Source organism: Nocardiopsis ganjiahuensis DSM 45031 (assembly GCF_000341085.1).
In the GTDB taxonomy this organism is placed as follows: Bacteria; Actinomycetota; Actinomycetes; order Streptosporangiales; family Streptosporangiaceae; genus Nocardiopsis; species Nocardiopsis ganjiahuensis.
In genome coordinates, this window is the sequence record NZ_ANBA01000008.1 from 152015 (window position 1) to 174140 (window position 22126).

Annotated in this window: 21 protein-coding genes; 12 read left to right on the plus strand and 9 right to left on the minus strand. The window is 71.3% G+C overall.

What is annotated here, in order from left to right; all coding sequences use genetic code 11:
- The first annotated feature begins 47 nt into the window (after positions 1-47).
- Together D458_RS0109325 and D458_RS0109330 are read left to right on the plus strand one after the other, a co-directional pair.
- Positions 48-743 carry a type 1 glutamine amidotransferase domain-containing protein gene (locus D458_RS0109325; RefSeq protein WP_017586468.1) on the plus strand — a complete coding sequence of 232 codons (696 nt, stop codon included), beginning with the start codon at positions 48-50 and terminating at the stop codon, positions 741-743.
- Positions 744-816: 73 nt separating this feature from the next.
- Positions 817-1425: a DUF4291 domain-containing protein gene (locus D458_RS0109330; protein WP_017586469.1), complete on the plus strand. Its 609-nt coding sequence runs from the start codon at positions 817-819 to the stop codon at positions 1423-1425.
- 25 nt (positions 1426-1450) lie between these two features.
- On the opposite strand, the gene D458_RS0109335 is transcribed toward D458_RS0109330, so the two are convergent.
- Positions 1451-2410 (minus strand): bacteriocin fulvocin C-related protein, encoded by a 960-nt coding sequence (locus D458_RS0109335; RefSeq protein ID WP_026119140.1) that lies wholly within the window; start codon positions 2408-2410, stop codon positions 1451-1453.
- Positions 2411-2869: 459 nt separating this feature from the next.
- Here D458_RS0109335 and D458_RS34800 point away from each other — a divergent pair, with 459 nt between their 5' ends.
- Both D458_RS34800 and D458_RS0109345 read left to right on the plus strand, forming a co-directional pair.
- Positions 2870-3985 (plus strand): hypothetical protein, encoded by a 1116-nt coding sequence (locus D458_RS34800; RefSeq protein WP_017586471.1) that lies wholly within the window; start codon positions 2870-2872, stop codon positions 3983-3985.
- Positions 3986-4016: 31 nt separating this feature from the next.
- A complete protein-coding gene (locus tag D458_RS0109345) occupies positions 4017-4388 on the plus strand; it encodes a nuclear transport factor 2 family protein (protein ID WP_017586472.1) in 372 nt (123 codons plus the stop codon).
- A 25-nt stretch (positions 4389-4413) separates the two neighbouring features.
- On the opposite strand, the gene D458_RS0109350 is transcribed toward D458_RS0109345, so the two are convergent.
- Positions 4414-5325 carry a LysR family transcriptional regulator gene (locus D458_RS0109350; RefSeq protein WP_017586473.1) on the minus strand — a complete coding sequence of 304 codons (912 nt, stop codon included), beginning with the start codon at positions 5323-5325 and terminating at the stop codon, positions 4414-4416.
- 104 nt (positions 5326-5429) lie between these two features.
- Between D458_RS0109350 and D458_RS0109355 the strand changes: the two genes are divergently transcribed.
- Together D458_RS0109355 and D458_RS0109360 are read left to right on the plus strand one after the other, a co-directional pair.
- The gene (locus D458_RS0109355; protein WP_017586474.1) at positions 5430-5636 is read left to right on the plus strand and encodes a hypothetical protein; all 207 of its coding nucleotides are present in this window, start codon (positions 5430-5432) and stop codon (positions 5634-5636) included.
- Between the two features lie 98 nt (positions 5637-5734).
- On the plus strand, positions 5735-6433 hold the full coding sequence (locus D458_RS0109360) for a metal-dependent transcriptional regulator (RefSeq protein WP_017586475.1): 699 nt from the start codon (positions 5735-5737) through the stop codon (positions 6431-6433).
- Between the two features lie 85 nt (positions 6434-6518).
- On the opposite strand, the gene D458_RS0109365 is transcribed toward D458_RS0109360, so the two are convergent.
- Positions 6519-8129 carry an alkaline phosphatase D family protein gene (locus D458_RS0109365; RefSeq protein WP_017586476.1) on the minus strand — a complete coding sequence of 537 codons (1611 nt, stop codon included), beginning with the start codon at positions 8127-8129 and terminating at the stop codon, positions 6519-6521.
- Positions 8130-8450: 321 nt separating this feature from the next.
- On the opposite strand from D458_RS0109365, the gene D458_RS0109370 reads away from it, so the two are divergent.
- Positions 8451-9116 carry a TetR/AcrR family transcriptional regulator gene (locus D458_RS0109370; RefSeq protein ID WP_017586477.1) on the plus strand — a complete coding sequence of 222 codons (666 nt, stop codon included), beginning with the start codon at positions 8451-8453 and terminating at the stop codon, positions 9114-9116.
- A 69-nt stretch (positions 9117-9185) separates the two neighbouring features.
- Here the strand turns inward: D458_RS0109370 and D458_RS0109375 are convergent, their stop codons facing one another.
- Positions 9186-10136, minus strand: a complete 951-nt coding sequence (locus D458_RS0109375) for an NAD(P)-dependent alcohol dehydrogenase (protein ID WP_017586478.1) — start codon at positions 10134-10136, stop codon at positions 9186-9188.
- Positions 10137-10479: 343 nt separating this feature from the next.
- Here D458_RS0109375 and D458_RS0109380 point away from each other — a divergent pair, with 343 nt between their 5' ends.
- Positions 10480-11778, plus strand: coding sequence for an MFS transporter (locus D458_RS0109380; protein ID WP_017586479.1), 1299 nt, complete (start codon positions 10480-10482; stop codon positions 11776-11778).
- 278 nt (positions 11779-12056) lie between these two features.
- Positions 12057-12905 carry an alpha/beta fold hydrolase gene (locus D458_RS0109385; RefSeq protein ID WP_026119141.1) on the plus strand — a complete coding sequence of 283 codons (849 nt, stop codon included), beginning with the start codon at positions 12057-12059 and terminating at the stop codon, positions 12903-12905.
- 32 nt (positions 12906-12937) lie between these two features.
- Here the strand turns inward: D458_RS0109385 and D458_RS0109390 are convergent, their stop codons facing one another.
- Positions 12938-13867 carry a zinc-binding dehydrogenase gene (locus tag D458_RS0109390; protein ID WP_017586481.1) on the minus strand — a complete coding sequence of 310 codons (930 nt, stop codon included), beginning with the start codon at positions 13865-13867 and terminating at the stop codon, positions 12938-12940.
- A 106-nt stretch (positions 13868-13973) separates the two neighbouring features.
- Between D458_RS0109390 and D458_RS0109395 the strand changes: the two genes are divergently transcribed.
- Complete coding sequence (locus tag D458_RS0109395) at positions 13974-14666, plus strand: TetR/AcrR family transcriptional regulator (protein WP_083936273.1); 693 nt, start codon at positions 13974-13976, stop codon at positions 14664-14666.
- 43 nt (positions 14667-14709) lie between these two features.
- On the opposite strand, the gene D458_RS0109400 is transcribed toward D458_RS0109395, so the two are convergent.
- Positions 14710-15588, minus strand: a complete 879-nt coding sequence (locus D458_RS0109400) for an AraC family transcriptional regulator (RefSeq protein ID WP_017586483.1) — start codon at positions 15586-15588, stop codon at positions 14710-14712.
- Between the two features lie 210 nt (positions 15589-15798).
- On the opposite strand from D458_RS0109400, the gene D458_RS33260 reads away from it, so the two are divergent.
- Together D458_RS33260 and D458_RS0109410 are read left to right on the plus strand one after the other, a co-directional pair.
- Positions 15799-17172 (plus strand): MFS transporter, encoded by a 1374-nt coding sequence (locus D458_RS33260; protein ID WP_051049637.1) that lies wholly within the window; start codon positions 15799-15801, stop codon positions 17170-17172.
- A gap of 165 nt (positions 17173-17337) precedes the next feature.
- Positions 17338-18495: a baeRF2 domain-containing protein gene (locus tag D458_RS0109410; RefSeq protein ID WP_026119143.1), complete on the plus strand. Its 1158-nt coding sequence runs from the start codon at positions 17338-17340 to the stop codon at positions 18493-18495.
- A 129-nt stretch (positions 18496-18624) separates the two neighbouring features.
- On the opposite strand, the gene D458_RS0109415 is transcribed toward D458_RS0109410, so the two are convergent.
- The 3 genes from D458_RS0109415 to D458_RS0109425 all read right to left on the minus strand — a co-directional run bounded on the left by D458_RS0109415 (position 18625) and on the right by D458_RS0109425 (position 22050).
- Positions 18625-18993, minus strand: a complete 369-nt coding sequence (locus tag D458_RS0109415) for a VOC family protein (protein WP_017586486.1) — start codon at positions 18991-18993, stop codon at positions 18625-18627.
- Between the two features lie 148 nt (positions 18994-19141).
- Positions 19142-20422 (minus strand): aminotransferase class I/II-fold pyridoxal phosphate-dependent enzyme, encoded by a 1281-nt coding sequence (locus D458_RS0109420; RefSeq protein WP_017586487.1) that lies wholly within the window; start codon positions 20420-20422, stop codon positions 19142-19144.
- Positions 20423-20724: 302 nt separating this feature from the next.
- Positions 20725-22050 carry an ABC transporter substrate-binding protein gene (locus tag D458_RS0109425; RefSeq protein ID WP_017586488.1) on the minus strand — a complete coding sequence of 442 codons (1326 nt, stop codon included), beginning with the start codon at positions 22048-22050 and terminating at the stop codon, positions 20725-20727.
- Between the last annotated feature and the right edge of the window lie 76 nt (positions 22051-22126).

A 22126-nucleotide genomic window follows, 5' to 3' on the forward strand; every position in this document is an offset into this window, starting at 1 on the left:
CCGACACAGCAAGGCCGACCGCCCGCGTACCTTCGGAGTGACCCAGCATGTCCAAGATCCTTTTCGTGATGACCGGCGCCGACCACTGGACCCTGGCCGACGGCACCCGGCACCCCACCGGGTTCTGGGCCGAGGAGGCCGTCGCTCCCTATGAGGCCCTCAAGGGCGCCGGGTACGAGATCGTCGTGGCCACCCCCGGCGGGGTCGTTCCCCCCGTCGACCGGGGCAGCCTGGCCGCGGACGCCAACGGCGGCCAGGAGAACGCCGACCGGATCGCCGCCACCCTGGACTCCTTCACCGAGCTCCGCTCGCCGATCGAGCTGGAGGAGGTCGACCTCGACGAGTACGCCGCCGTCTACTACCCCGGCGGGCACGGCCCCATGGAGGACCTGGCGGTGAACTCCGTCTCCGGCGACCTGCTCACCGCGGCACTGGACTCGGGCAAGCCGCTCGGCGTGGTCTGCCACGCCCCGGCAGCGCTGCTCGCCGCCGAGCGCAGCGACGGCACCAACACCTTCGCCGGTTACCGCGTCTCGGCCTTCACCAACACCGAGGAGACCCAGGCCGGACTGGCCGACAAGGCCCGGTGGCTGCTCCAGGACCGCCTGGTCGAGGCCGGGGTGGACGTCCAGGAGGGGGAGCCCTGGGCGCCGAAGGTCGTGGTGGACCGCAACCTGGTCACCGGCCAGAACCCGGCCTCCTCCGCCCCGCTGGCCCAGGAGCTGCTCAAGCAGCTGGGCTGACCGCCGTCACCGCGACGCCGGCCGACGGAAAACCGGTTGCCCGGGCCGTCGGCCGGCGGCACTCTTGAGGCCCATGAGCCTTCCCCCGTTCCAGATCCGCGCCCGGTACACCGACACCACGGTCACCGTCTACCAGGCCTACACCCCCGCCATCGGGGTGCCCGCCGCACGCGAGGGCCGTTTCCCGGCCGCGTGGAAGCGCGAGCGCATGACCTGGATCAAACCGTCCTACCTGTGGATGATGTACCGGTGCGGCTGGGGCCGGAAGGAGAACCAGGAGACCGTCCTGGCCGTGGAAATCACCCGCGAGGGTTTCGAGTGGGCGCTGCGCAACTCCGCGCTGTCGCACTACAAGCCGGGCGTGCACACCGACCGGGACTCCTGGAAGCGGCAGCTGCGCGAAGCCCCCGCCCGAGTGCAGTGGGACCCCGAACGCGACCTGCACCTGCGACCCCTGGAGCACCGTTCGCTCCAGCTGGGCCTGGCGGGGGAGGCCTCGCGCCGTTACGCGGACGAGTGGACGGTGGCGATCACCGACGTGACCCCGTCGGCGCACCGCGCGCACGACCTGGTGTGCCGGGGCGACCTGGACGCGGCGGCCGCCCTGCTGCCGCAGGAGCACCCGTACCCGGTCGCGGACGAGGCGGTCGCCCACCTGCGCCCGGCCATGGCCGAGGGCTGAGCCGAGCGCCTGACGCCCGGGGCCGCTAACCGGCGGGTTCGGCCCGGGCCCGGATGCCGTCACGGGTGTACATCCAGGCGGTACCGCAGGTGAAGGGGACCTCCGCGCAGCCCTTGGACAGGCACGGTTCCCAGGCGCCGCAGCGCCCCCTCTTCGCCGGTGTGGCCCCCGGGTCGGGCTCGTCGGGGCCCAGGGTGGCCAGCAGCGCGTGGGCCTCCTCCGTGCCGAAGGCCGAGACGGCCAGGCCGCGCAGCTCCCGCTCGCGAACCGGGTCCAGCCCGTCGCGGAACACCAGCACGTCGGACAGGGTCCGGCGGGCCAGGCCGAGCACCTCCCGCTGGGCCGCGCTGAGGTGGGGGTGGGCGCGTTCGTAGCGGCGCAGGTGCTCCAGCCACAGGTCGCGGCGGACCACCGGGGGGAGTTCGGCGAAGACGAGGCGGCGGCGGATCAGCGGATGGGCCGCGAACCCGTCGTAGTCCTGCGGCAGGCGGTCCCGGTTGGCCTCCACCCACTCACGGGCCAGGGCGTGGTCGGAACGTGCCAGCGCGGGGGTGCGCCCGGCCAGGGCCAGGGTCATGACCACCACGCCGCCCGCGCCCAGCCGTTGCAGTCGCGGCCGCACCGGCGCCTCGGGATCGGGGATCCGGGCCCGCTCCCAGGGGGCGCGGCGGCGTTGGCGGCTCAGTTCGCCCAGGGCCTCCACGACCCTCAGGGTGGCCTGCGCGCCCAGGCCGCGTACCAGCGGCCGGACCATGGACATCCCGCTCCAGCAGCGGACCTCGGAGCCGCGGTGACGGACCAGGGTCGGCACCCAGGGAGCGTTCGGCCCCCACTGGCGGGCCCGCCACTCCCGTACCTCCGGATGGGTGAGCGGGAGCGTCTCCAACCTGCCGCCCGATACCGCCTCCACCGTGTTGGAGATGTCCGAGCACCTGTCGCACGAGGAGTCGAAGGCCAACACGTACCGAACCCGAACGCGCCCCATGTTCTCCCTTCCCACACCGCCGCTACTCAGTGTTAGGGAGTGAACACGTTCATGGGGTGGGTTTTCGGAACTCGGTACGTCCAATCGACGGCAACCGGGCGCAGAAACGGCGCGAACACGGATGAACCCGTGATCGCGCCGCCCGTTCCTGCTTGTTTCGGCACTACTCGAATACGGGTTCACCCTCACGCACCAACCACCAGGTGACGATGTGGAAGCCGACCGGGTCGATGATTCCGCCATCCCGCCCTCGTCGTAGGGGGCACTGGAGTGGGGCCGATTGGAGGGCGGGAGATCGCTCATCGCCCGAACCCCGGCCAGGGGCCGGGCTCCCTCCTCCGGGGGACCGAGCGAACAGGGCCCCTCCCTGGGGGGAGGCGCGGGTCTGGCGGTGGGCGAAGAGTGGGCGGAGACCGTTTTCCTTTCACCAAGGTTTCTCCGACCCCGAGGGGTTTCCGTATGACCTCCACGCTCGACCTACCGAAGATCACCGGACACACCCGCCGTTCCGCCCTGCTGACCTCGCTCCTGCTCGCCCTGGCCGGGGCGGTCTGGACAGTGGTGCCGTCCTGGATGCCGTTCACGGGACTGGCCGAGCGCCACGTCAACGCCTTGCTGCCCGCACACCTGATCGGGGCGCCGCTGGTCCTGCTCGGGCTGGCGGGCGCCGCCGCGATCCTGTGGTCCCACCGGCTGCCCCAGAGGGCTCTCAGCGGGGTCGCGATCCTGGAGCTGGCGTTCCTCACCACCGTCTACCAGGGCCCTGGCACCATGTCTGCGCTGGGCTACGTCTTGGCCCTGTCCCTGCCAGCCGTCCTCTTCACGCTCCTCGTGCTGGTGGCCGTGCGGATGCCGGGGTGGCGCTGGCCCGTACTCCTGATCGTGGGAGCGGCGGTGGCCGCCGGGGTGCTGACAGGGCTGCTCTCCGCGTCGAACATCGGCGGGATGTACCGCTTCGTGGGCACGATGGCGGACATGGCTCCGTTCGCTCTGTCCGCACTCCTGATCCTGGCCGCCACGGTCTCGTGGGGGGCGCTGCTCGGGGCGCGGCACCCCGGGCCGGTGCGCCGGATGACGGCCGCGGTGGTGCGCAACCGCCGGTGGATCACCGTCGCCGCGGCGGCCTGCGCACTGCCCTACACCCTCCTTCGGTTCCTGTGGCTGACCCCGTTCCATGTGGAGGACCTGCTTGACCTGCCCGGCAGCCCGGAATCGCTCGACCTCGCCGTCAAGCTGTGGGGGCTGTCCATCGGTGCGGCCTGCCTGGTCGGGGGCGTCCTGATCCTGGGGCTGATCCGCCCGTGGGGCGAGCTCTTCCCCCGCTGGTTTCCCGGATACGCCGGGCGGCCCGTACCCGTCGCCCTGGCAGCGGTCCCCGCGCTGATCGCCGCCGGAGCGATGCTGGTCGAGAGTCCCCCTCTTCTTGTGCTTGCGTTCCAGGACCCGCCCCAGAGTCTGATCAGGGTGCTGCTCTTCCCGTTCCCGGTATGGGGACCGCTGCTGGCCCTGGCGGCCTGGGGCTACGTGGGGCACCGGATCGGGAAACCCCCGGCACGGACCGGGGTGGGAGCCTAGGCTCACGCGTGGGGCGAGTGGAGGTTCGGGTATGGATGACGAGCGGGACGAGATCGAACAGGCCGTCGCGGGTGAGCTGAGCCTGCACCGTCCGGAGGTACGCGCCTCACGGGAGGGGGCCGGGGCGCTGCTGGACCCGGAGTTCGTCGAGGTGGGCAAGTCCGGGCGGCGGTGGGACCGGGAGCGGATGCTCGCCGACCTGCCGTCGATGTCCTCGGGAGAACCCGGTGAGGAGATCGAGGTACGGGACATGCGCGGGGTCCGGCTCGCCCCAGGGCTGGTCCACCTGACCTACACCACCGTGGTCGGCGGGCGCCGGGCGCTGCGCAGCGCCCTGTGGCGGCGCGACGCCGAGGGCCGGTGGCGGACGTACTACCACCAGGGCACTCCGGCCGCCGACTGAGGGCAGTGGTCCCCGGGTCCGGGATTCAGGCCACGGTCCCGGGGGCGATGCGTTCCAGCTCTGCGACGGCGGCGGCGATCGAGGGGCGCTCCCGTGCCCCGGCCCGGGTGAAGGTGAGCAGTGTGCGTGCGGGAGAGGGGACGCCCTCCAGGCGCACGCGGGTGACCGGCAGTTCCGGTGACAGGTCCGCGAGCCGCGGCACGAGCGCCACTCCCAGGCTGTTGGCGACCAGTGACGCCACCGACTCCCAGGCCAGGGCCTGGTGGCGGCCCTCCGGAGTGAACCCGACCGCCCCGCACGCGGTCATCGCGTGAGCGTGGCAGGTCGTTCCCGGCGGAGGCAGGATCCACGCTTCCCGGGCGGTCTCGACCAGGGGCACGCTCGCGCGTCCGGCGAGCCGGTGTCCGTCGGCGACCAGGAGGTCGAGGGGATCGTCGAGCAGGTGTGCCTGGTCGAAGCGGGTATCGCTCAGCGCGGGTGTGCTGGGCGCGGACTCCACCACGGTGAGGTCGATATCACCTCGGAAAAGCAGGTCGAGGCTCTCTCCGGGCTCGGATTCCAGGATCTGGACGTCCAGGCGCGGATACTCTGCGCTCAGAGCGGCGGCCATGGGTGCCAGCAGCCGGGACAGCGCGACGGGGAAGCCCGCCACACGCAGCGTTCCGGCCGGTTCGGCCCCCAGCCCGAGCATCTCGATCTCCGCCCGTTCCCACCGGGCCTGGATCGCGTCAGCGTGCTCCAACAGACTTCGCGCGGCCGGTGTCAGCCGCACACCACGCCCTTGGGGTTCCAGCAGTGTCACGTTCAGTTCCCTGGCGAGCTGACGGATCTGCTGTGACGCCGCCGAGGGGGTGAAGTGGAGTGCCTCCGCGGCGGCGGTCACCGTCCCGTGGTGGGCCACGGCCCGGAGGATGCGCAGCCGGCGAAGGTCGATCATGTAGGCGATTCTTCAGAGTGCTGTCCAGAAACTCAACCTGGACCGCGAGGGTCCGCGGGCGTGAAGCTGGACCGGAGAAGACGCCGGCGAACCAGAGGTATTCGATGACCAGTCTCTGCCCCCACTGCGGATGGCCCGACGACCAGCCCTTCACGGTGCTCTCACAGCATCGGACCAGCGCCGGACTGACCGTGTGGTCGCGCTGCGCCTGCGGTTCGACGCAGATCCGCGAGGTCGGTGTCGCGGGCACCCGGATCGTCTCCCGGGGCCGCCCCGCCCAGGGCCGGCGGAACCCTCCCTGCGCCGCCTGAGAACGCCTGCGCCCACCGGCCCGTACCGGTTCGGGGGTTGTCCACAGGTCCGGTGCGGAAATCGTGGTCCCGGGCCGGTCCGCGATACGGTTACGGGCATGGGGAACACACCGGCGCGGCCGTCCACTTCGGCCGAGGACTACGTGAAGGTCATCTACGACCTCCAGGAGCGCGGCACCGGGCCGGTGACGATCTCCGGGATGGCCGAGCGGCTGTCGGTGTCCAACTCCTCGGTGTCGGGGATGCTCCGCAAGCTCAACGAGCTCGGCTTCGTGGAGCACCAGCGGTACGGCAACGTCAGCCTCACCGAGACCGGTACCAAGGCCGCCCTGGCGGTACTGCGCCGCCACCGCCTGCTGGAGACCTATCTGGTGGCCGAGCTGGGCTACTCCTGGGACGAGGTGCACGACGAGGCCGAGATCCTCGAGCACGTGGTTTCGGACAAGTTCGTCGACCGCATCGCCACCCACCTGGGCAACCCCGTGGTGGACCCGCACGGCGACCCCATCCCCACCCGTGAGGGCACCATCGTCGAGCGCGACTCCGTACTGCTCTCCGACGCGGAGGCCGGGACCTGCGGGGTGATCGTCCGGGTCAACGACACCGACCCCGAGCTCCTGCGCTACCTCGCCGACATCGACATCGGTATCGGCATGCGCGTGGAGGTCGTGGAACGGCTGCCCTTCGCCGGCTCCCTCCAGCTCTCGGTCCGTCCGGAGAAGGGCGGCGAGGTCAGGGAGCAGGCCCTGGGCCTGGTCGCCGCCGAAGCCCTCTGGCTCAGTCCCGAAGGCGGCTAGGGCACCTTCCCCGCCCGGCACCGCGGGTTTCCACCCCGGGTGCTGAGCGCAGGGGTTCCGTGCGGATCCGTTCTTCCGTCCCGGACTACTCCCGGGGGCGCACGCCGGGGGAGCCGGAGTCGATGACGAACCTGGCCCGGTCGCGGATGGGCGCGCCCGGTTCGCTCACGTAGTCGACCACCCGGTAGTCGGCGGTCCACTCCGTGGGGGTGACCGTGTTGCGCACGTAGCCCCTGTTGCGGTTGATGAACTTGATGTGCGGGTTCTCCGCGAGCTGGACCGCGTCGCCCGGGTTCTGTTCCACCCCGTCGCGGCCGCTGGTGAAGGAGGTGCCCACCAGCTCGGTGGCCACGGTCTCCGAGTACGCGTCGTCGAAGTCGGCCTTGACGTCCACCACGTAGTTGGCGTGCACGTCGCCGGTGAGCACGACCGGGTTGGACACCCCGGCGATCTCGTCGCGGACGCTGTCCCGCTCGGCCTTGTAGTTGTCCCAGGCGTCGTCGCTGAAGTTGGTGGACTCTCCCTCGGCGAAGTCGCGCTGGGAGAAGAACACCTGCTGGGCGAGGACGTTCCAGGTGGCGGTGGACTCGGCCAGCCCGCGGGAGAGCCACCGGCGCTGGTCGGCGCCGAGCAGGGTGCGCTCGGGGTCCTCGCGTTCGGAGTCCTCCACCTGCACGTCCCGGTACTGGCGGGTGTCGAGCAGGTGCATGTCGACCAGGTTGCCGAAGGTCAGCCTGCGGTACAGGTGCAGGTCGGGGCCGGCCGGACGCTGGGCGGCGCGCAGCGGCATGTGCTCGTAGTAGGCCTTGAGCGCGTGCTCGCGGCGGAGCAGGAACTCCTCGGGCGGGACGTCCTCCTCGTAGGAGGTGTCGTCGGCCCAGTTGTTCTCCAGCTCGTGGTCGTCGAAGACCACCGCCCACGGGAAGGCCGCGTGGGCCGCCTGGAGGTTGTGGTCGCTCTTGTACTGGGCGTGCCGGAGCCGGTACTCGGCCAGGGAGCGGACCTCCACCGCGGGGAAGTGGCCGCGGCCGATACTGCCCTGGTCGGCGGTTTCGTAGATGTAGTCGCCGAGGAAGGCCACCAGGTCCAGGTCCTCCTCGGCGAGGTGGGCCTGGGCGGTGTAGTGGCCGTGGGTGTAGCTCTGGCAGCTGGCGAACGCGAAGGCGAACCGGTCCAGACGGGTGCCCGGGACCGGGGCCGTCTTGGTACGGCCGACCGGGCTGATCTCGTTGCCGACCCGGAAACGGTAGAAGTACTCCGCCCGCGGTCGCAGCCGATCCAGTTCCACGTGCACCGAATAGGCCTGTTCGGGGCCGGTCTCGGTGGTGCCCGAAGCCGCGAGGGTGGCGAAGTCCTCGCTGTGCGAGACCTGCCACTCGACCTCGACCGTACGGTCGGGCATCCCGCCCAGACCGTCCTCGGCGAGCGGGTCGGGGGCCAGCCGGGTCCAGAGCACGACGCCGTCGTGGCGGGGGTCGCCGGACGCGACGCCCAGGGTGAAGGGTTCGGAGATCGCGCTGCCTCGGGGGGCGGAGGTGTCGGCGAGCGCGGAGGGGGCGCCCAGCGTGGTACCCAGCGCAGCGGCGCCCAGTGTGGCGGCCCCGCCGACCAGCGCCTGACGGCGGGTGGTGGCGGGTCCCGAGGCAGGGGTGGGGGATGAAGCGGTGGGGGAGGGGGATGCGGGTGTACCCGGCATTCACGGTCTCCTGGGGTCGGTGTGGAGGACCGCCCCGGCGGTGCCCGGGACGGAAGAAACCGTGCTCCATCCCGCCATGGAAAGCGGTACGGCTCAACGCCTACACGGTGAACAATAGTCCCCCGCCAGTGACCAAAAGGTGACTGAGCGTCGTGACCTGGGAGTTTCCGTTGCTTTTCGGGCGCCATGATCAGCCCGCCGCGCTCCTCCCCGCGCAAGGCCGCCGAGGGTCCGGTCCGGGGCCGGGCTGATGGGCTCGGCCGCCGTCGGAGCCCAGCCGTGAAACGGAGGGCGGACTCCGGTTGGCATAAGGTGGCGCGCATGCCGCCCGAACCCTCTCGGAAGCCGCGCTCCGACGCGCTGTACAACCGCCGACGCATCCTCGAGGCCGCCCGGGCGGCCTTCGCCGAGAAGGGGATCGAGGTGTCGATGACCGAGATCGCCCAGCGCGCCGGGGTCGGCATCGCCACCCTCTACCGGCACTTCCCGGCCAAGGAGGAACTGATCACCGGGACGTTCTCCGAGCAGCTCCAGACCTGTGTCGGCGCCCTCCACTCGGCCCTCGACGACCCCGACCCGTGGCGCGGGTTCTGCGGGTTCGTCGAGCAGCTGTGCGTGCTGCAGGTCCAGGACCGGGGCTTCAACTCCGTGTTCCGGGCGGCCTTCTCCGGCGGTGAACTCTTCGAGCAGGAGCGGATCCGGGCCGAGAACGCGTTCGCCGAACTCGCGCGCCGGGCGAAGGCCGCCGGACGGCTGCGCCCGGACTTCGTCCGCGACGACCTCACTCTGGTGATCATGGCCAACAGCGGGATCACCGCCGACTCCCGGGAGGACGCGCTGGCGGCCGCCCGACGCCTGTCGTCCTACTTCATCCAGGCCTTCAGGGCGGCCCCGGAACTCGGAGCCCTGCCTCCGGCGCCCCGTCTGGGACCGCATCCGGCTCTTCGCGGCGTCAACTGGCAGAACCCCTCCGCCACCAGCGGCTGACGCTCCCGGCCCGCCACCACACCGGTTCGCGGACCCGGCCCCGTGCGGGACCAGGGCAGCGGTTCGAGGTCAGGCCAGGCGGATGACGTGCTTGCCCCGCACCCCTCCGGCCTCCAGCGCACGGTGGGCCTCGGCGATGCCGGCCAGTTCGTGCACCGTGTCCACGACCGGTCGGACCTCGCCCCGCTCCACGTACCCGGCCAGGTCGGCGAAGAGCGCGGTCCCGGGGTTCCCGCTGAAGAACCCCACCCGGCGCGACCTCGTCACCGCGGCCCACACGAGGCGCAGGGCCGAGGCGAACGACCCGATGCCCACCGCCACCAGGCGCCCGTTCGGGGTGAGCAGCTTCTGGTAGGCGGGCAGATCGGTGGCGACGACGTCGATGATCGCGTCGAAGCGCTCCAGTCGCGCCAGCTCCGCGGGGCCGGTGACCGTGTAGTCGAAGGCCTCGTCGGCGCCCAGGCCGCGGACGAAGTCGAGGTTGCGGGCCCCGGCCAGCGCGGTCACGTGCGCGCCCATCGCCTTGGCCAGTTGGACGACCACGCTCCCGACCCCGCCGCCGGCCCCGCGCACGAGCACCCGGTCGCCCGGTACGACCCGTGCCCTGTCCCGCAGGGCGGTGATGCCCGTGGTCCCTCCGGCGGGCAGCGAGGCCGCCTCCACCAGGTCGAGCCCCGCGGGACTGCGGGAAACCTGCCCGGGACGCACGGCCACGTACTCGGAGGTGGCGCTGCCCCCGGCCCGTCCCACGAAACCCCAGACCCGGTCACCCACGGCGAGCCCGCTGACCCCGGTGCCCACCTCGGCGACCTCACCGGTGAAGTCGGTACCGATGCCCTTGGGGAAGCGCCGTCCGGTCAGCGGGGCGAGCCGTCCTGAACGCAGCATCAGCTCGCCGCCGTTCACGCTGCTGGCGTGCACCCGTACCAGGATCCGGCCCGGACCCGCCTCGGGACGGGGGACCCTGCCCTCGTACAGCACCTCGGGCGCCCCGTAGCTGTCGAAGCGGGCCGCGCGCATCTGTACCAATGTCTTCTCCGTCCGTTCCGGTTCAGGAGAGGAACAGGCCGTTCTCTCTCCTGCCGTCATCGAAGGTAACGAGAGAAACGGAGGGCTTCCTCCGCTTGGCGCCGAAGTGAGAACCCCGTAGGCGCAATCCTCTCGGAAACCCGGGAACCGCCCCCGCTCCTCGGGTCCGGGCAGAAATCCCTCGCGCGCCCACGGCCCCATCCCCTACCCTGGACGCATGGACCAGCGACATTAACTCCTAGGCCGCGGCCGAGGCCGGTCCGAGGCGAACGCCCGCGCACCACCGGGTGGCCACCACCCCAGGTGCCCGTGTTCGTCCGACCGAAAGACCTCCATGACCACCCTGCCCTCGCGCGTGTGCGACACGCGTCTGTCCAGGCTGACCAGGCCGCTCTACGCCTACGCCCTCCTCGAGGAGTTCGTCCTCCTCTATCCGCTGTACGCCCTGCTCTTCACCGAGACCGGGCTGTCCGTCACCCAGATCAGCTCGCTCTTCGTCCTGTGGTCCCTGACCAGTGTGCTCCTGACGGTCCCCGCCGGAGCCTGGGCCGACATCGTGCCCCGCCGCTACCTGCTGGCCACCGCACCGCTGCTGACCGGAGCGGGCTTCGCGCTCTGGCTGCTCTTCCCCTCCTACTGGGTGTTCGCCCTGGGCTTCGTGCTGTGGGGCACGGCCGGAGCCCTGGTCTCCGGTGCCTTCGAGGCGCTGGTCTACACCGAACTCGCGCACCGGGGCAGCGCCCACGGGTACGCGCGGATCATGGGCGTGACCCGCGCCCTCGGGGTGGCCGCGGTGGGCGCGGCGACGCTGCTGGCCGTGCCGGTGATGGCCCACGGCGGTTACACCGCGATCGGCCTGGCCAGCGTGGCCGCCTGCGTGCTGTGCGCGCTGGCCGGTCTGGCCCTGCCCGAGCACCGGACCCGGAGCTCTCGCAGTTCCCACGGCTCACCGGGCTCCGACGGCCTCCGAGAGCCCGAAGAGCCCCGGGAATCCGGCACCGGACCCGAAGCCGCAACCGAGCCCGGCTACCTCGAAACCCTGCGACTCGGCCTGGCCGAGGCCCGCAGCAGCCGCGCCGTACGCAACGCCATCGTGCTGGTCGTGGCCATCACCGCGTTCTGGGGGATGCTCGAGGAGTACGTGCCCCTGCTGGCGGCCTCCTCCGGGGTCACCACCGAGCACGTTCCCCTGGTGGTGCTGACGGTGTGGGTCTGCGTCACCCTGGGCGGTCTGCTCGCCGGCCCGGCCGCCCGATTGTCACCGCGCATCCTCGGGGCGCTCCTGGCCCTGGCCGCCGCGGCCGTCGCCGTCGGCGCGCTGCTGGGCAACCCCGCGGGCTGGGTACTGCTGGGCTGCGGTTTCGGGGTGTGCCAGATGATGAACGTGGTCGCCGACGCCCGGCTCCAGGACAGCATCACCGGTGCCGGCCGGGCCACCGTCACCTCGTTGTCCGGGGCCGGAACGGACGCGGTCGGTGTCGTGTCCTACCTGCTGTACGCGGGGGTGTTCCTGGCGCTCGGACACGGGCCGGCCTTCGTGCTGTTCTCCGTCCCGTACCTGTTCGCCGCCGTCCTGATGGCCCGGGTCGGCCGACCCCGGTCCCCGCGCCCGGCCGCGCCCCCGGCCGGGTGAGCCGGAGCCGCTCCGGGTGACCTGACCTCCCTGGAGAATTTCCCGGGTTCGGCACCTGCTCCGGCCGAACCCATCCGCCTCGGCACGCGTCTTCCCTGTGTCGGAGTCTCCACGCTCCGGTACGGGCGCGGCGGACCCCGGTCCACCGTGTGGGACCGTGCCCGAGGACGGCGGGTCACGGTGCACGGGCCGTAGGTGACGAGGGACCACCTGCGGCCCGCCCGATTTTTCCGCGCCCCCTGTTGATCCCCTTGCGTCCGTGAATAGCATCGTTTGTTGTGACACACCCGACGGCGAACACCGCGAACAGTGACGGCTCGGGTCTCGCGTTCGTACGCGGGATCAGCGTCAGTTACACCGACCGTGGAGCAGGATGCCCCGTCCTGTTCATCCACGGACACCCCCTCGATCGGAGTATGTGGGAACCCCAGGTCAGATCACTGGCCGGGCGGGGATACCGGACGATCGTCCCGGACCTGCGCGGCTACGGGCGCAGCACCGTCGTGCCCGGGGTGACCTCGATGGAGACCCTCGCCCGGGATCTGGCCGCCCTCCTGGACCACCTGGAGCTGGACGTGGTCAACGTGGTGGGCCTGTCCATGGGCGGGCAGGTCGCACTGGAGCTGTACCGGCTCTTCCCCGACCGGGTGGACTCGCTGACCCTGGCGGCGACCAACCCGATGCCCGAGACCGACCAGGGCAGGCTCGCACGCAAGCGCATGGCCGCACGCCTGCGCGAGGAGGGCATGCGCGGCTACGCCGACGAGATGCTGGTCGGCATGATGACCGCCGAGAACGTGCGGGACCTTCCAGCCGTCGCCGACCACGTGCGGGCCATGATGTACGCCGCCCCGCCCGAGGGGGTGGCCGCCGCCCAGCTGGGCCGGGCCGAACGCCCCGACCACACCCTGCTGCTCAAGCGCATCTCCGCGCCCACCCTGCTCGTGGTGGGGCAGTACGACGGCTTCACCCCGCCCGAGGGCGCCGAGCTCATGCACGTCCGGGTCCCGGACTCGGTCGTGGAGATCATCGAGGGCGCGGGCCACCTGCCCAACCTGGAGCGCCCGGACCGGTTCAACGAGGTCCTGCGCCGCTTCCTGGAACAGGCCCGGGCCAGAACCCGCTGACCCCGGGCAGCGGCCCGCCGTCGCGATCGGGATCAGCCGACGTCCAGAACGGCCTTGCCGTGGATGCGCCGCTCTCGGAGGCCCTCGATGACCTCGCCTGCGGCGGCCCAGGGGCCTCGCCAGGCGATCTGGGGGTCGAGGAGGCCGTCGTGGACCTGTCGGGCGAGCCAGCCGAGGTCGCCGGCCGGGTTGCCCTGGCCGGCGGTGTGGAAGGTGACGAGCCTTCGCCGGGGGCGGTCCGGGGTCCCGAAGAGGGAGCCGTGGGGGAAGCGCTCGGGTAGCCCGGCGGCGTGCCCCACTGCGACCAGGACTCCGTTGTCGGCGAGCTGTTCGAAGGAATCGACGAGTGTGGCCCCACCGACGAGGTCGATGACGGCGTCCACCCGGTGGAGCACGTCCCTCGGTTCGCCGACCACATCGTGTGCGCCCAGGGAGCGGAGTTCGGCGCCGTGGGTGTCGACCCCGCTGGTGAGAGCGGTGACGTGTGCGCCGCCGAGCCTGGCGAGCTGGACGGTGAAGCGTCCCACGCCGCCGGACGCTCCGGTGACGAGCACGCGGCGGCCCAGAATCGGTCCGGCCTCGTGGAGCGCGCGGAGGGCGGTGAACCCGGCGACGGGGAGGGCCGCGAGCGCGCCCGGGTCGGTTCCGGGTGGTGCGACGGCGAGTGTGTCGGCCCTGACCGCCCGCAGCTCGGCCCACGCCCCCGCTGCTCCCAGAGATATCACCGGTGTTCCCACCGCCGGACCGGAGCCGTCCGCGGCGGCCCGTTCGACAATTCCGGCGGCGTCCCAGCCGAGGACGGTACCGTCGTCCGCCTCGTCGATCCCCCCGACCGCCTCGCCGAAGTTCACCGACACCGCACGCACGCGCACGAGCGCCTCATCCCTCGCGGGCTCGGGGTCCTCCACGGCACTCAGCCGCACGCCGCCGGGGGCGGCATGGTCGACGACGAGAGCACGCATACTGATCCTCCTCTGCCAAAGTGCCACTCTGTGACACTTGGCATAAAGTAGCACATGGCACAGGATGGCTTATGGCATGTGATGGCGGCTGGGCTAGCCTGGTGGAATGTCCACGAACACCCCTGCCGGCTCGACAGGTTCGGCCACCGTCTCTCCGTCCGCGCCGACCATGGGGCTGCGGGCGAGGAAGGTGCGGCAGACCCGGAACGCACTGGTCGACAAGGCGCTGGAGATGTTCACCGACCGCGGATTCGACGGTGTGACGCTCGACGATCTCTGCGACGCGGTTCAGGTGTCCAGGCGCACCTTCTTCCGCCGCTTCCGGAACAAGGAGGACGTCGTCCTGGCCCCCATGGACGATCTCTGGGCGGAGTTCCTTGAGCGCCTGGCCCAGGCGCCTCTCAATGAGCCGTCCCTGGTCGGATTCCTGGGCGGGGTACTGGGTGACGCGATCACGCTGATGCCCGAGGGCTGGGAAGCCCGCATGCTCGCCAGCACCCGGCTCACCAACGCCACGGCGTCGATCGGGGTGGAGTCGCTCGCCGTGTGCGAACGTACGCGCACGGCGTCGACAGGGATCCTGGAACAGCGCTTCGACATGGGCGACGCGGACCCGGTCGAGGTGTCGTTGTCCGTGAGAATGCTCGTCGCCGGATACCAGACCGCGGTCGAGCTCTGGCTCGACGGTTCAGAGCGGTCCGGCGCACCCGACCTGGCGGAGACGACCAGAAGCGTGATGTCGGCCCTGCCCCGAAGCGTCACGACCGCACTGAGCCCGCGCGGGCCCCGCCAGGAGTGACCGGGCCCGCACGGGGCAGGAACAGCAGGGCCGGGGCGCGGTCCTAGACCGTACTCTTCTCGACCGGGAGCCAGAGCTCGCCCGAGGCGACACCCGGGTCCTGTTCGTCGTACTCCACACGCAGCATGTTCGAGCCGGGACGCAGTTGGTAGGCGGGGTTGGACGGGAACCACTCGGAGTAGGCGTACGCCCAGATCCGCTGGATGGCCTCGGGGAAGGCGAACCGTTCGAACGGGAAGACGACCCAGGCGCCCGTGGGCTCTTCCAGGGCCGCCATCCCTTCAGGGACCTGCGCGGCCGAGGTCGCGGCGGCCTGGTAGTAGTCGACGTCGCTGCCCTCTCCGCCGTCCGGGTCCAAGGCGACGGTGACGCCCAGGATGCCGTGCGGCTCCTGGTCGGACAGCGCCTCGATTTTCTTCGAGGTGGCGTCGTCGATGCCCTTGACGAACTCGACCATGGGCTGGTTGACGCCCTCGTACACCAGTGGCACCCGGGCCCTGGGGCCGATGAGGCGGAACGCCTCCTTCTCGATGATTCGGTAACGCATGGCGGTGTTCCCTTCGACGGTGAGACGGAAGGCCAGTCGCGACTGGGAGTTGAGTGCCGCACCCGTCCGGCGGGCCTCGCCGGGGCTGACCCCGTGCATGGCCCGGAACGCCCGGCCGAAGGCCTCGGCGGATCCGTAGCCGTAGCGGACCGCGATGTCGAGCAGGGTGTCCCTGCCCTCCATCACCTCGGCCCCGGCCAGGGTGAGGCGGCGCCGACGCACGTACTCCGACAGCGGCATCCCGGACAGCGCCGAGAACATCCGACGGAAGTGGTGCTCGGAGGTGAGCACGGTCCGCGCCATCGCGGCCGCGTCCACCGGCTCGTCCAGGTTCGACTCGACCTGTTCGAGTGCCTTGTTCAACCGGTCCAGCATTCGTGCCTCCCTCTTTCATCACCCAAATTACGGACGGGCCGCCCTCCCCGACCCGACAGTTGCCGTGCGCCTCCGGTCAGGTCGACGCCGCTCCGGCACCCTCCCCGACCTGTGCCTTCGCCGGGCTTCTGCCAGCGGGAGAACCGTCTGTCGCCCCCGCCCCCTACCGTGCCAGGGTGAAGCCGTACGATCCCCCACCTGGAAGGCCCCATGTCCCGGAGCACACCACCGCCCGCCGCCGAACGCTCCCGCCGCCCGCCTTTGGGCGCGCAGTTCCGCAGACTCCTGGGCGCGGTGGGGGCGGGCAACTTGGGCGACGGGATCGCGGTGGTGGCGCTGCCCTGGTACGCCACCACGCTCACCGACGACCCCTTCCTGGTGGCGTTGGTGGGTGCGGCCACCCGCCTGCCCTGGCTGCTGTTCGCCCTGGTCGCCGGGGTGGTGGGTGACCGGGTGGACCGGCGGCGTCTGATGGTGGCCGCCGGGGGCGCCAAGGCGCTGCTGCTGGCGGCCCTGACCGCCGTGGCCGCCCTGGGCGCCGGGTCGATCCCGCTGCTGGTCGCGATGGCCCTGCTGGTCGGTGCGTGCGAGGTGTTCTTCGACAACACCGCGCAGTCGGTGGTACCCACCGTGGTGCGGCGTTCCCAGCTGGAGCGGGCCAACGGCCTCGTCCAGGTCGTGGAGCGGGTGCTCAACAAGTTCCTGGGCGCCCCGCTGGCGGGGATGCTGCTGGCGGTCTCCACCGCGTGGGCGTTCGGCGCTCAGGCCGCGCTCATCCTGCTGGCCGTGGTCTGCCTGCTGAGCATGCGCGGGAACTTCCGCCCCGGGACGGACGGGGAGCCGCGCCCGCCGATCCGGACCATGCTGGCCGAGGGGTTGGTGTGGCTCTGGCTGCACCCGGTGCTGCGCCCGCTGGCGATCGTGTCCGGGCTGTCCAACATGGCCGCGGCGATGATGGGGGCCGTGCTGGTGCTCTTCGCCCAGGACGTGCTGAAGGTGGGGGCCCAGGGATACGGGCTGCTGATGACCGTCACCGCCGCGGGTGCTGTCGTGGGGGCGCTGGTGGTGCCCTCCTTCTCCGGCCGAGTGCACCCCTCCACCGCCATGGCCGTGATCCTGGCGGTCCTGGGCGCGACCGCGCTGCTCGTGGGGGCGCTGCACAGCATCCCGGTGTTCGTGGCCTGCTACTTCCTCACCGGATTCGTCGCCACGTGGTGGAACATCACCCTCATCTCCCTCATCCAGCGGCTGACCCCCGACCGGATGCGGTCCAGGATCTTCAGCGCCCACCGGACGCTGTCGTGGGGGCTGCTGTCGGTGGGGATGGGGCTGGGAGGAGCCCTGGCCACCGCCCTGGAGGGCCCGCTGGGACGCGAGTGGGCACTGGCCTCGCCGTTCCTGTCGGCGGGACTGATCGGCCTGGCCCTGGCCGCGGCTCCCGCCCTGGTCCTCACCCCGCGGGTGATCGACCCGGCTCTGGCCGACGCCGAGGCGGAAACCGAGTCGGGCACCGAGGCCGGAACCAGGAGCCGGGCCGAGAACGAACCCGGGGGCGGTTCCGGGGCCGGAACGGGAGAGAACTGACCTCCGGAACCGGACGATCGGGAAAAACCTGGAAATCTTCGGGCAACATCCGTGTCTGGTTGGACGTGGCGCTCTTCCCATATGCACCATGGCCCCGCAGGATGGCCCGCAGGCCGACCCCGAGAAGGAGGTGGGCGGGGCGGGGGAACACACGCCCCGCAGACTATGGACCTAGGTTTTCTGCGACCTCTGTACGAAAGCGACGGCCCGGTGGCATCGGTGCACCTGGACACCAGCCGCGACACCACGGACGCCGACAAGAAGATCGAACTGCGTTGGCGCCACCTGCGCGAGGAGCTGGCCGCGCTCGGTACCGACGAGGCCACCCTGGACGTGCTGGAGGAGGCTGTCGGGCAAGGCGCCTCCCGTGCCTACGGCGACCACGGTCAGGCGCTCTACGCCTCCGAGGGGCAGCTCCTCGGAGCGCACACGCTGGCCGAGCCGCCCTTTCAGGACCGGGCCTCGTTCCTGCCGGTACCGGACACCCTCCCCCTGGCCATCGACCGCAGCCGCTGTCTTCCCTATGTGCTCGTGGCCCTGGACCGGATCCACGCCAAGGTGTTCGCCTACACCGCTCAGCCCACCCACAAACCCGTCATGGAAGTGGAGAACGAGGGCTACGACCTGCAGGACATCGAAGCGCAGGGACGGCTCTACCCCGCCCAGCGCGGTGACGCCGGAGGCCGGCGCGCCGACACCAACATGGCCCAGGAGCTGTGGAAGGAGAACACCGCCCAAGTCGCCGAGATGGTGCGCGAGGCCGTGCGCAAGGTCGACGCCAAGGCGATCATCGTCGGCGGTGACAACGAGGCCATCGCCTACCTGCGCGACAACCTCGGCCCCCGCCAGCTGACCATCCCGATCAAGGTGGTCGCGGGCGGACGCGGCGGGGCCGACGCCGAGGAACGCCTGCACGAGACCGCCGAGGAGTGCCTGCGCGAGCTGGTCCGGGAGGAACGCGACCAGGTCTTCTCGGAGTACCAGCGCAAGCTCGCCCACGACCAGGCCGTGGAGGGCACCACCTCCATCCTGCCGATGCTGTCCGAGGCCCGGGTGGACACGCTCCTGCTGGGGGCCGAACGCGCGAACGAGCCCGAACTGTGGGGTTCGTACTACTCACCGGTGCTGGTGGACACCTCACCCAAGAGGTTGGACGACCCAAACGCGGGCTTCCGGGCCCCGGCCAGCGCGCTGATGCTGCGGGCCGCGGTGATGTCGGACGCGGGTTTCAGCGAACTGCCCCAGACCGAGCAGAACCCGGACTTCGACACCGACCACAACACCACGAACGCCGGTGCCACGCTGCGCTTTCCCAAGCAGTAGGACCCAGGCCGTAGCGGGCCGGTAGGTCCGTGGCCGGTTGCCCCGCTCCCGTCCGTGGGGGAGCGGGGCACCTTCGCGTGCGGTCCCTCCTCCGGGCCACGGAGACTCCGCGGGGCCCGGAGGCCGCCCCTAGGAATCGGCGTAGACGCCCAGCTCGTTCCCGCTCGGGTCGGCGAAGTGGAACCGGCGCCCGCCGGGGAAGGCGTAGGGGGCCTGCAGGATCCGGCCGCCGGCGTCCCGCACCGCCTCGACCGTGCGGTCCAGGTCCTGGGAGTGGAGCAGGACGAGGGGACCGCCGCCGCGGACCTCACCGCCCGGGTCGAGCCCGCCCACCTCGGACTCACCGCCGGGCGACCGGATCCCGGCGTACGTGGGTCCGTAGTCGTTGAACTCCCATCCGAAGGCCTCGGTGTAGAACCGCTTGGCCTCCTCCAGGTCGGTGACCGGGAGCTCGACGTAGTCGATGGCGTGGTGCGTGTGCTGTTCTGCTTCGCTCATGCCCGGCATGGTCCCAGACCCGACCGACAGAACCGGGGAGGACCGGCCGGGGCACGCGCGAGGCGCCCCCGTCCGGTTCGGACGGGGGCGCCTCGCGGTGGTGCGCGGTACCGGGGCCGGAAAGCGGTTCAGCCCCGCTCCGCGAGGATCAGCCCTGCTCGGCGACGAGCTTCTCGGCACCGACCAGCCGCACGCACACGGCCAGACCCTCGATGGCCTCCTCCAGGGCGTCCAGCTCCGGGAAGGAGGGGGCGATGCGGATGGTGCGGTCCTGGGGGTCCTCACCGTAGGGGTGGGTGGCCCCGGCGGGGGTGAGCGCGATCCCGGCCTCGGCGGCCCGGCGCACCACCTCGCGGGCGCAGCCGTCCAGCACGTCCAGACGGACGAAGTAGCCGCCCTTGGGCGTGGACCAGGTCGCCAGACCGGTGCCCTGGAGCCGCTCGGTGAGGATGCGCTCCACGGCCTCGAACTTGGGCTGGAGCAGCTCGCGGTGGCCGCGCATGTGCTTGAGCACGCCCTCGGAGTCACCGAGGAAGAGCGCGTGGCGCAGCTGGTTGACCTTGTCGGAGCCGATGGAGCGGGCCCCGGCGCGGTCCAGGTACCAGCGCACGTTGGCCGGGGAGGAGCCCAGGAAGGCCACACCGGCGCCGGCGAAGGTGATCTTGGACGTGGAACCGAAGACGAAGGCCCGGTCGGGATGGCCGCTCTCGTCGCAGGCCGCCAGGAGGTCGGCGATCTCCACCTCCTCGTCGGTCAGGTGGTGCACCGCGTAGGCGTTGTCCCAGAAGATCCGGAAGTCGGGGGCGGCGGTGGGCATGGCGGCCAGGCGCCGGACGGTCTCGTCGGAGTAGGTGACGCCGTCGGGGTTGCTGTACTTGGGCACGCACCAGATGCCCTTGATGCCGGCGTCGGTGCTCACCAGGCGCTCGACCTCGTCCATGTCGGGACCCTGGTCGGTCATCGGCACGGGGATCATCTCGATGCCGAAGCGCTCGCACAGAGTGAAGTGCCGGTCGTAGCCGGGGGCCGGGCACAGGAAGGCGACGCGCTCGGCGTCCGCCCAGCGGCCGGTCGCCCCGGGCAGGGTGCCCAGGAAGGCGAACGCCAGGCAGTCGTGCATGAGCTCCAGGCTGGCGTTGCCCGCGGCCACGAGCTGCTCGACCGGGACCTGGAGGAGGTCGGCGAAGATCTCCCGCAGTTCCAGGAGCCCCTGGGGCGCACCCGCGTAGTTGCGGCAGTCGGTGCCGTCGGCGGCGGTGTACCGATCCCCGGGCAGACCGAGCAGATCGGCGGACAGGTCGAGCTGGCTCGCCGAGGGCTTGCCCCGGGTCAGGTTCAGCGAGAGCCCTCGCTCGACCAGGGCGGCGTGTTCGCGCCGGGCCGACTCCAGGATCTCGGCCGGTGTCTCTGTGGTGGCTGGGGTGGTCACGGGTGTTCCTTCCGATGGGACGTCCCCGGTGCGCCGCTCGCCGTGGGGCGTGGCGCACCGGGGACCTGCGCGCTTTCGCGTACGGATTGTCCCAGACCACCCGGCGGAGGTCAGGTCAGGGGGCCCGCCTCAGCGAGCCCCCTGACCCTTGGTGTGTTCCCGGTGTCCGAAGACCGGCTGCTCTCGGAGCGGGAGCACCCATGCCCCGATGCGGGGCCCGGAGCGCTCCCACCCCTGAAGGCCAGGGTTCAGGAGCGCTCCCGTACTGCCAGGGTTCAGGAGCGCTCCCGTACTGTCAGGGATCAGGAGCTGCCGGTCGCCTCGCTGACCTCGTTCATGAACTGCTCCGCGGCCTCTTCGGGCGTCAGGTCGCCGAAGCCGAGCGCGTCGGAGGTCCGCTTGGTGATCTCCACGACCTCGCCCGCGCCGATCGGCGGCGGCGGGTTGCCGTCGACGATGTCACCGGTGATCTCCTCGAGGAACGCCGCGCTGCGCTCGTCCGCGGGGGGAAGGTCGTCCAGGATGTGCTCGCGCATGTCCACGTTGGACGGAAGGCCCAGGTCGGACAGGGTGAGTTCGGCGGCGGCCTCGTTGTTGAGCATGAAGTCCACGAACCTGGCCGCCTCCTCCGGGTGCTCCGAGTTCGCGGAGACCGAGTAGAACATCGCGGGCTTGAGGTACATGCCGGTGCGCTCGTTCTCGGTCTCACCGGGGTAGCGCAGCAGTTCGATGTCACGCCCGGAGGACTCGCTGATCCCGCCGAGCTGGTTGGTCCAGAAGTGGGCCATCGCCCCCTGGTTGGTGGACAGCACCGACTGGTCGGGGCCGCCGGCCTCGATCTCGACGCTCTCCGCGGCGCTGGGCTGTCCGCCGCCCTCCAGCAGGGCGCTGGTGATCTCGAACCACGAGGTCATGGTCTCCGCGGAGAAGGCCAGGGTGCCGTCCTCGGCGTAGAGGTTCTCCCCGTGCTGACGGGCGAAGATCTGGAACCCGGACTCGTTGTAGGCCATGCTCTGCACACCGACGAGCTCTCCGTCGGTGGCCTCGGAGATCTCGTTCGCGATCTCGACGTAGTCGTCCCACGTCCAGGTCGTGTCGTCGGGCATCTCTACCCCCGCCTCCTCGAAGGCCTGGGGGTCGGCCAGGACGGCGTAGGCGTTCACCCCGGTGGGGATGCCGAAGGTCTGCCCCTCGAGCTCACCGGTCTCGGCCACCAGGGGGTCGAGAGCCGACAGGTCCAGGTGGTCACCGAACTCGCTGAGGTCGGCCAGGGCGCCGCGCTGACCGTACTCGCGCAGGTAGCGCTCCTCCTGCATCAGGATGTCGGGGGCGTCGTTGGCGGCGGTGCTGGTGGCCAGGCGGTCCCAGTAGGAGCCCCAGTCGGTGTAGTCCCCGGCGATCCGGATGTCGGGGTTCTGCTCCTCGAAGACCTCGATGACCTCCTGCATCGTGGCGTGGCGGTCGTCCGCGCCCCACCAGGAGAAGCGCAGCTCGACGACGCCGTCGTCGGAGCCGGAGTCGCCGCCACAGGCCGTGGCGGCCATGACCAGCGCGAAGGCCGCTGCGGTCGTGACGAGCAGTGGGCGGCGCCGGCGCTGGGGGAGCGCCCTGCCGGAGTGATGGTTCATGGGGGGATTGACCTCTCTGCTGAGTGTTACGGGTATGTGCGAGAGCTCTGGCCGAGGCGGGGCACCGGAGCCCGGG

Excerpts from the sequence above, each read along its gene's own strand:
- D458_RS0109425 (WP_017586488.1), bottom strand. The coding sequence starts at position 22,050 with ATGAACCATCACTCCGGCAGGGCGCTCCCCCAGCGCCGGCGCCGCCCA.
- D458_RS0109330 (WP_017586469.1), top strand. The coding sequence starts at position 817 with ATGAGCCTTCCCCCGTTCCAGATCCGCGCCCGGTACACCGACACCACG.
- D458_RS0109365 (WP_017586476.1), bottom strand. The coding sequence starts at position 8,129 with ATGCCGGGTACACCCGCATCCCCCTCCCCCACCGCTTCATCCCCCACC.
- D458_RS0109345 (WP_017586472.1), top strand. The coding sequence starts at position 4,017 with ATGGATGACGAGCGGGACGAGATCGAACAGGCCGTCGCGGGTGAGCTG.
- D458_RS34800 (WP_017586471.1), top strand. The coding sequence starts at position 2,870 with ATGACCTCCACGCTCGACCTACCGAAGATCACCGGACACACCCGCCGT.
- D458_RS0109325 (WP_017586468.1), top strand. The coding sequence starts at position 48 with ATGTCCAAGATCCTTTTCGTGATGACCGGCGCCGACCACTGGACCCTG.
- D458_RS0109370 (WP_017586477.1), top strand. The coding sequence starts at position 8,451 with ATGCCGCCCGAACCCTCTCGGAAGCCGCGCTCCGACGCGCTGTACAAC.
- D458_RS0109415 (WP_017586486.1), bottom strand. The coding sequence starts at position 18,993 with ATGAGCGAAGCAGAACAGCACACGCACCACGCCATCGACTACGTCGAG.
- D458_RS0109360 (WP_017586475.1), top strand. The coding sequence starts at position 5,735 with ATGGGGAACACACCGGCGCGGCCGTCCACTTCGGCCGAGGACTACGTG.
- D458_RS0109350 (WP_017586473.1), bottom strand. The coding sequence starts at position 5,325 with ATGATCGACCTTCGCCGGCTGCGCATCCTCCGGGCCGTGGCCCACCAC.
- D458_RS0109410 (WP_026119143.1), top strand. The coding sequence starts at position 17,338 with ATGGACCTAGGTTTTCTGCGACCTCTGTACGAAAGCGACGGCCCGGTG.
- D458_RS0109375 (WP_017586478.1), bottom strand. The coding sequence starts at position 10,136 with ATGCGCGCGGCCCGCTTCGACAGCTACGGGGCGCCCGAGGTGCTGTAC.
- D458_RS0109380 (WP_017586479.1), top strand. The coding sequence starts at position 10,480 with ATGACCACCCTGCCCTCGCGCGTGTGCGACACGCGTCTGTCCAGGCTG.
- D458_RS0109335 (WP_026119140.1), bottom strand. The coding sequence starts at position 2,410 with ATGGGGCGCGTTCGGGTTCGGTACGTGTTGGCCTTCGACTCCTCGTGC.
- D458_RS0109390 (WP_017586481.1), bottom strand. The coding sequence starts at position 13,867 with ATGCGTGCTCTCGTCGTCGACCATGCCGCCCCCGGCGGCGTGCGGCTG.
- D458_RS0109400 (WP_017586483.1), bottom strand. The coding sequence starts at position 15,588 with ATGCTGGACCGGTTGAACAAGGCACTCGAACAGGTCGAGTCGAACCTG.
- D458_RS33260 (WP_051049637.1), top strand. The coding sequence starts at position 15,799 with ATGTCCCGGAGCACACCACCGCCCGCCGCCGAACGCTCCCGCCGCCCG.
- D458_RS0109355 (WP_017586474.1), top strand. The coding sequence starts at position 5,430 with ATGACCAGTCTCTGCCCCCACTGCGGATGGCCCGACGACCAGCCCTTC.
- D458_RS0109395 (WP_083936273.1), top strand. The coding sequence starts at position 13,974 with ATGTCCACGAACACCCCTGCCGGCTCGACAGGTTCGGCCACCGTCTCT.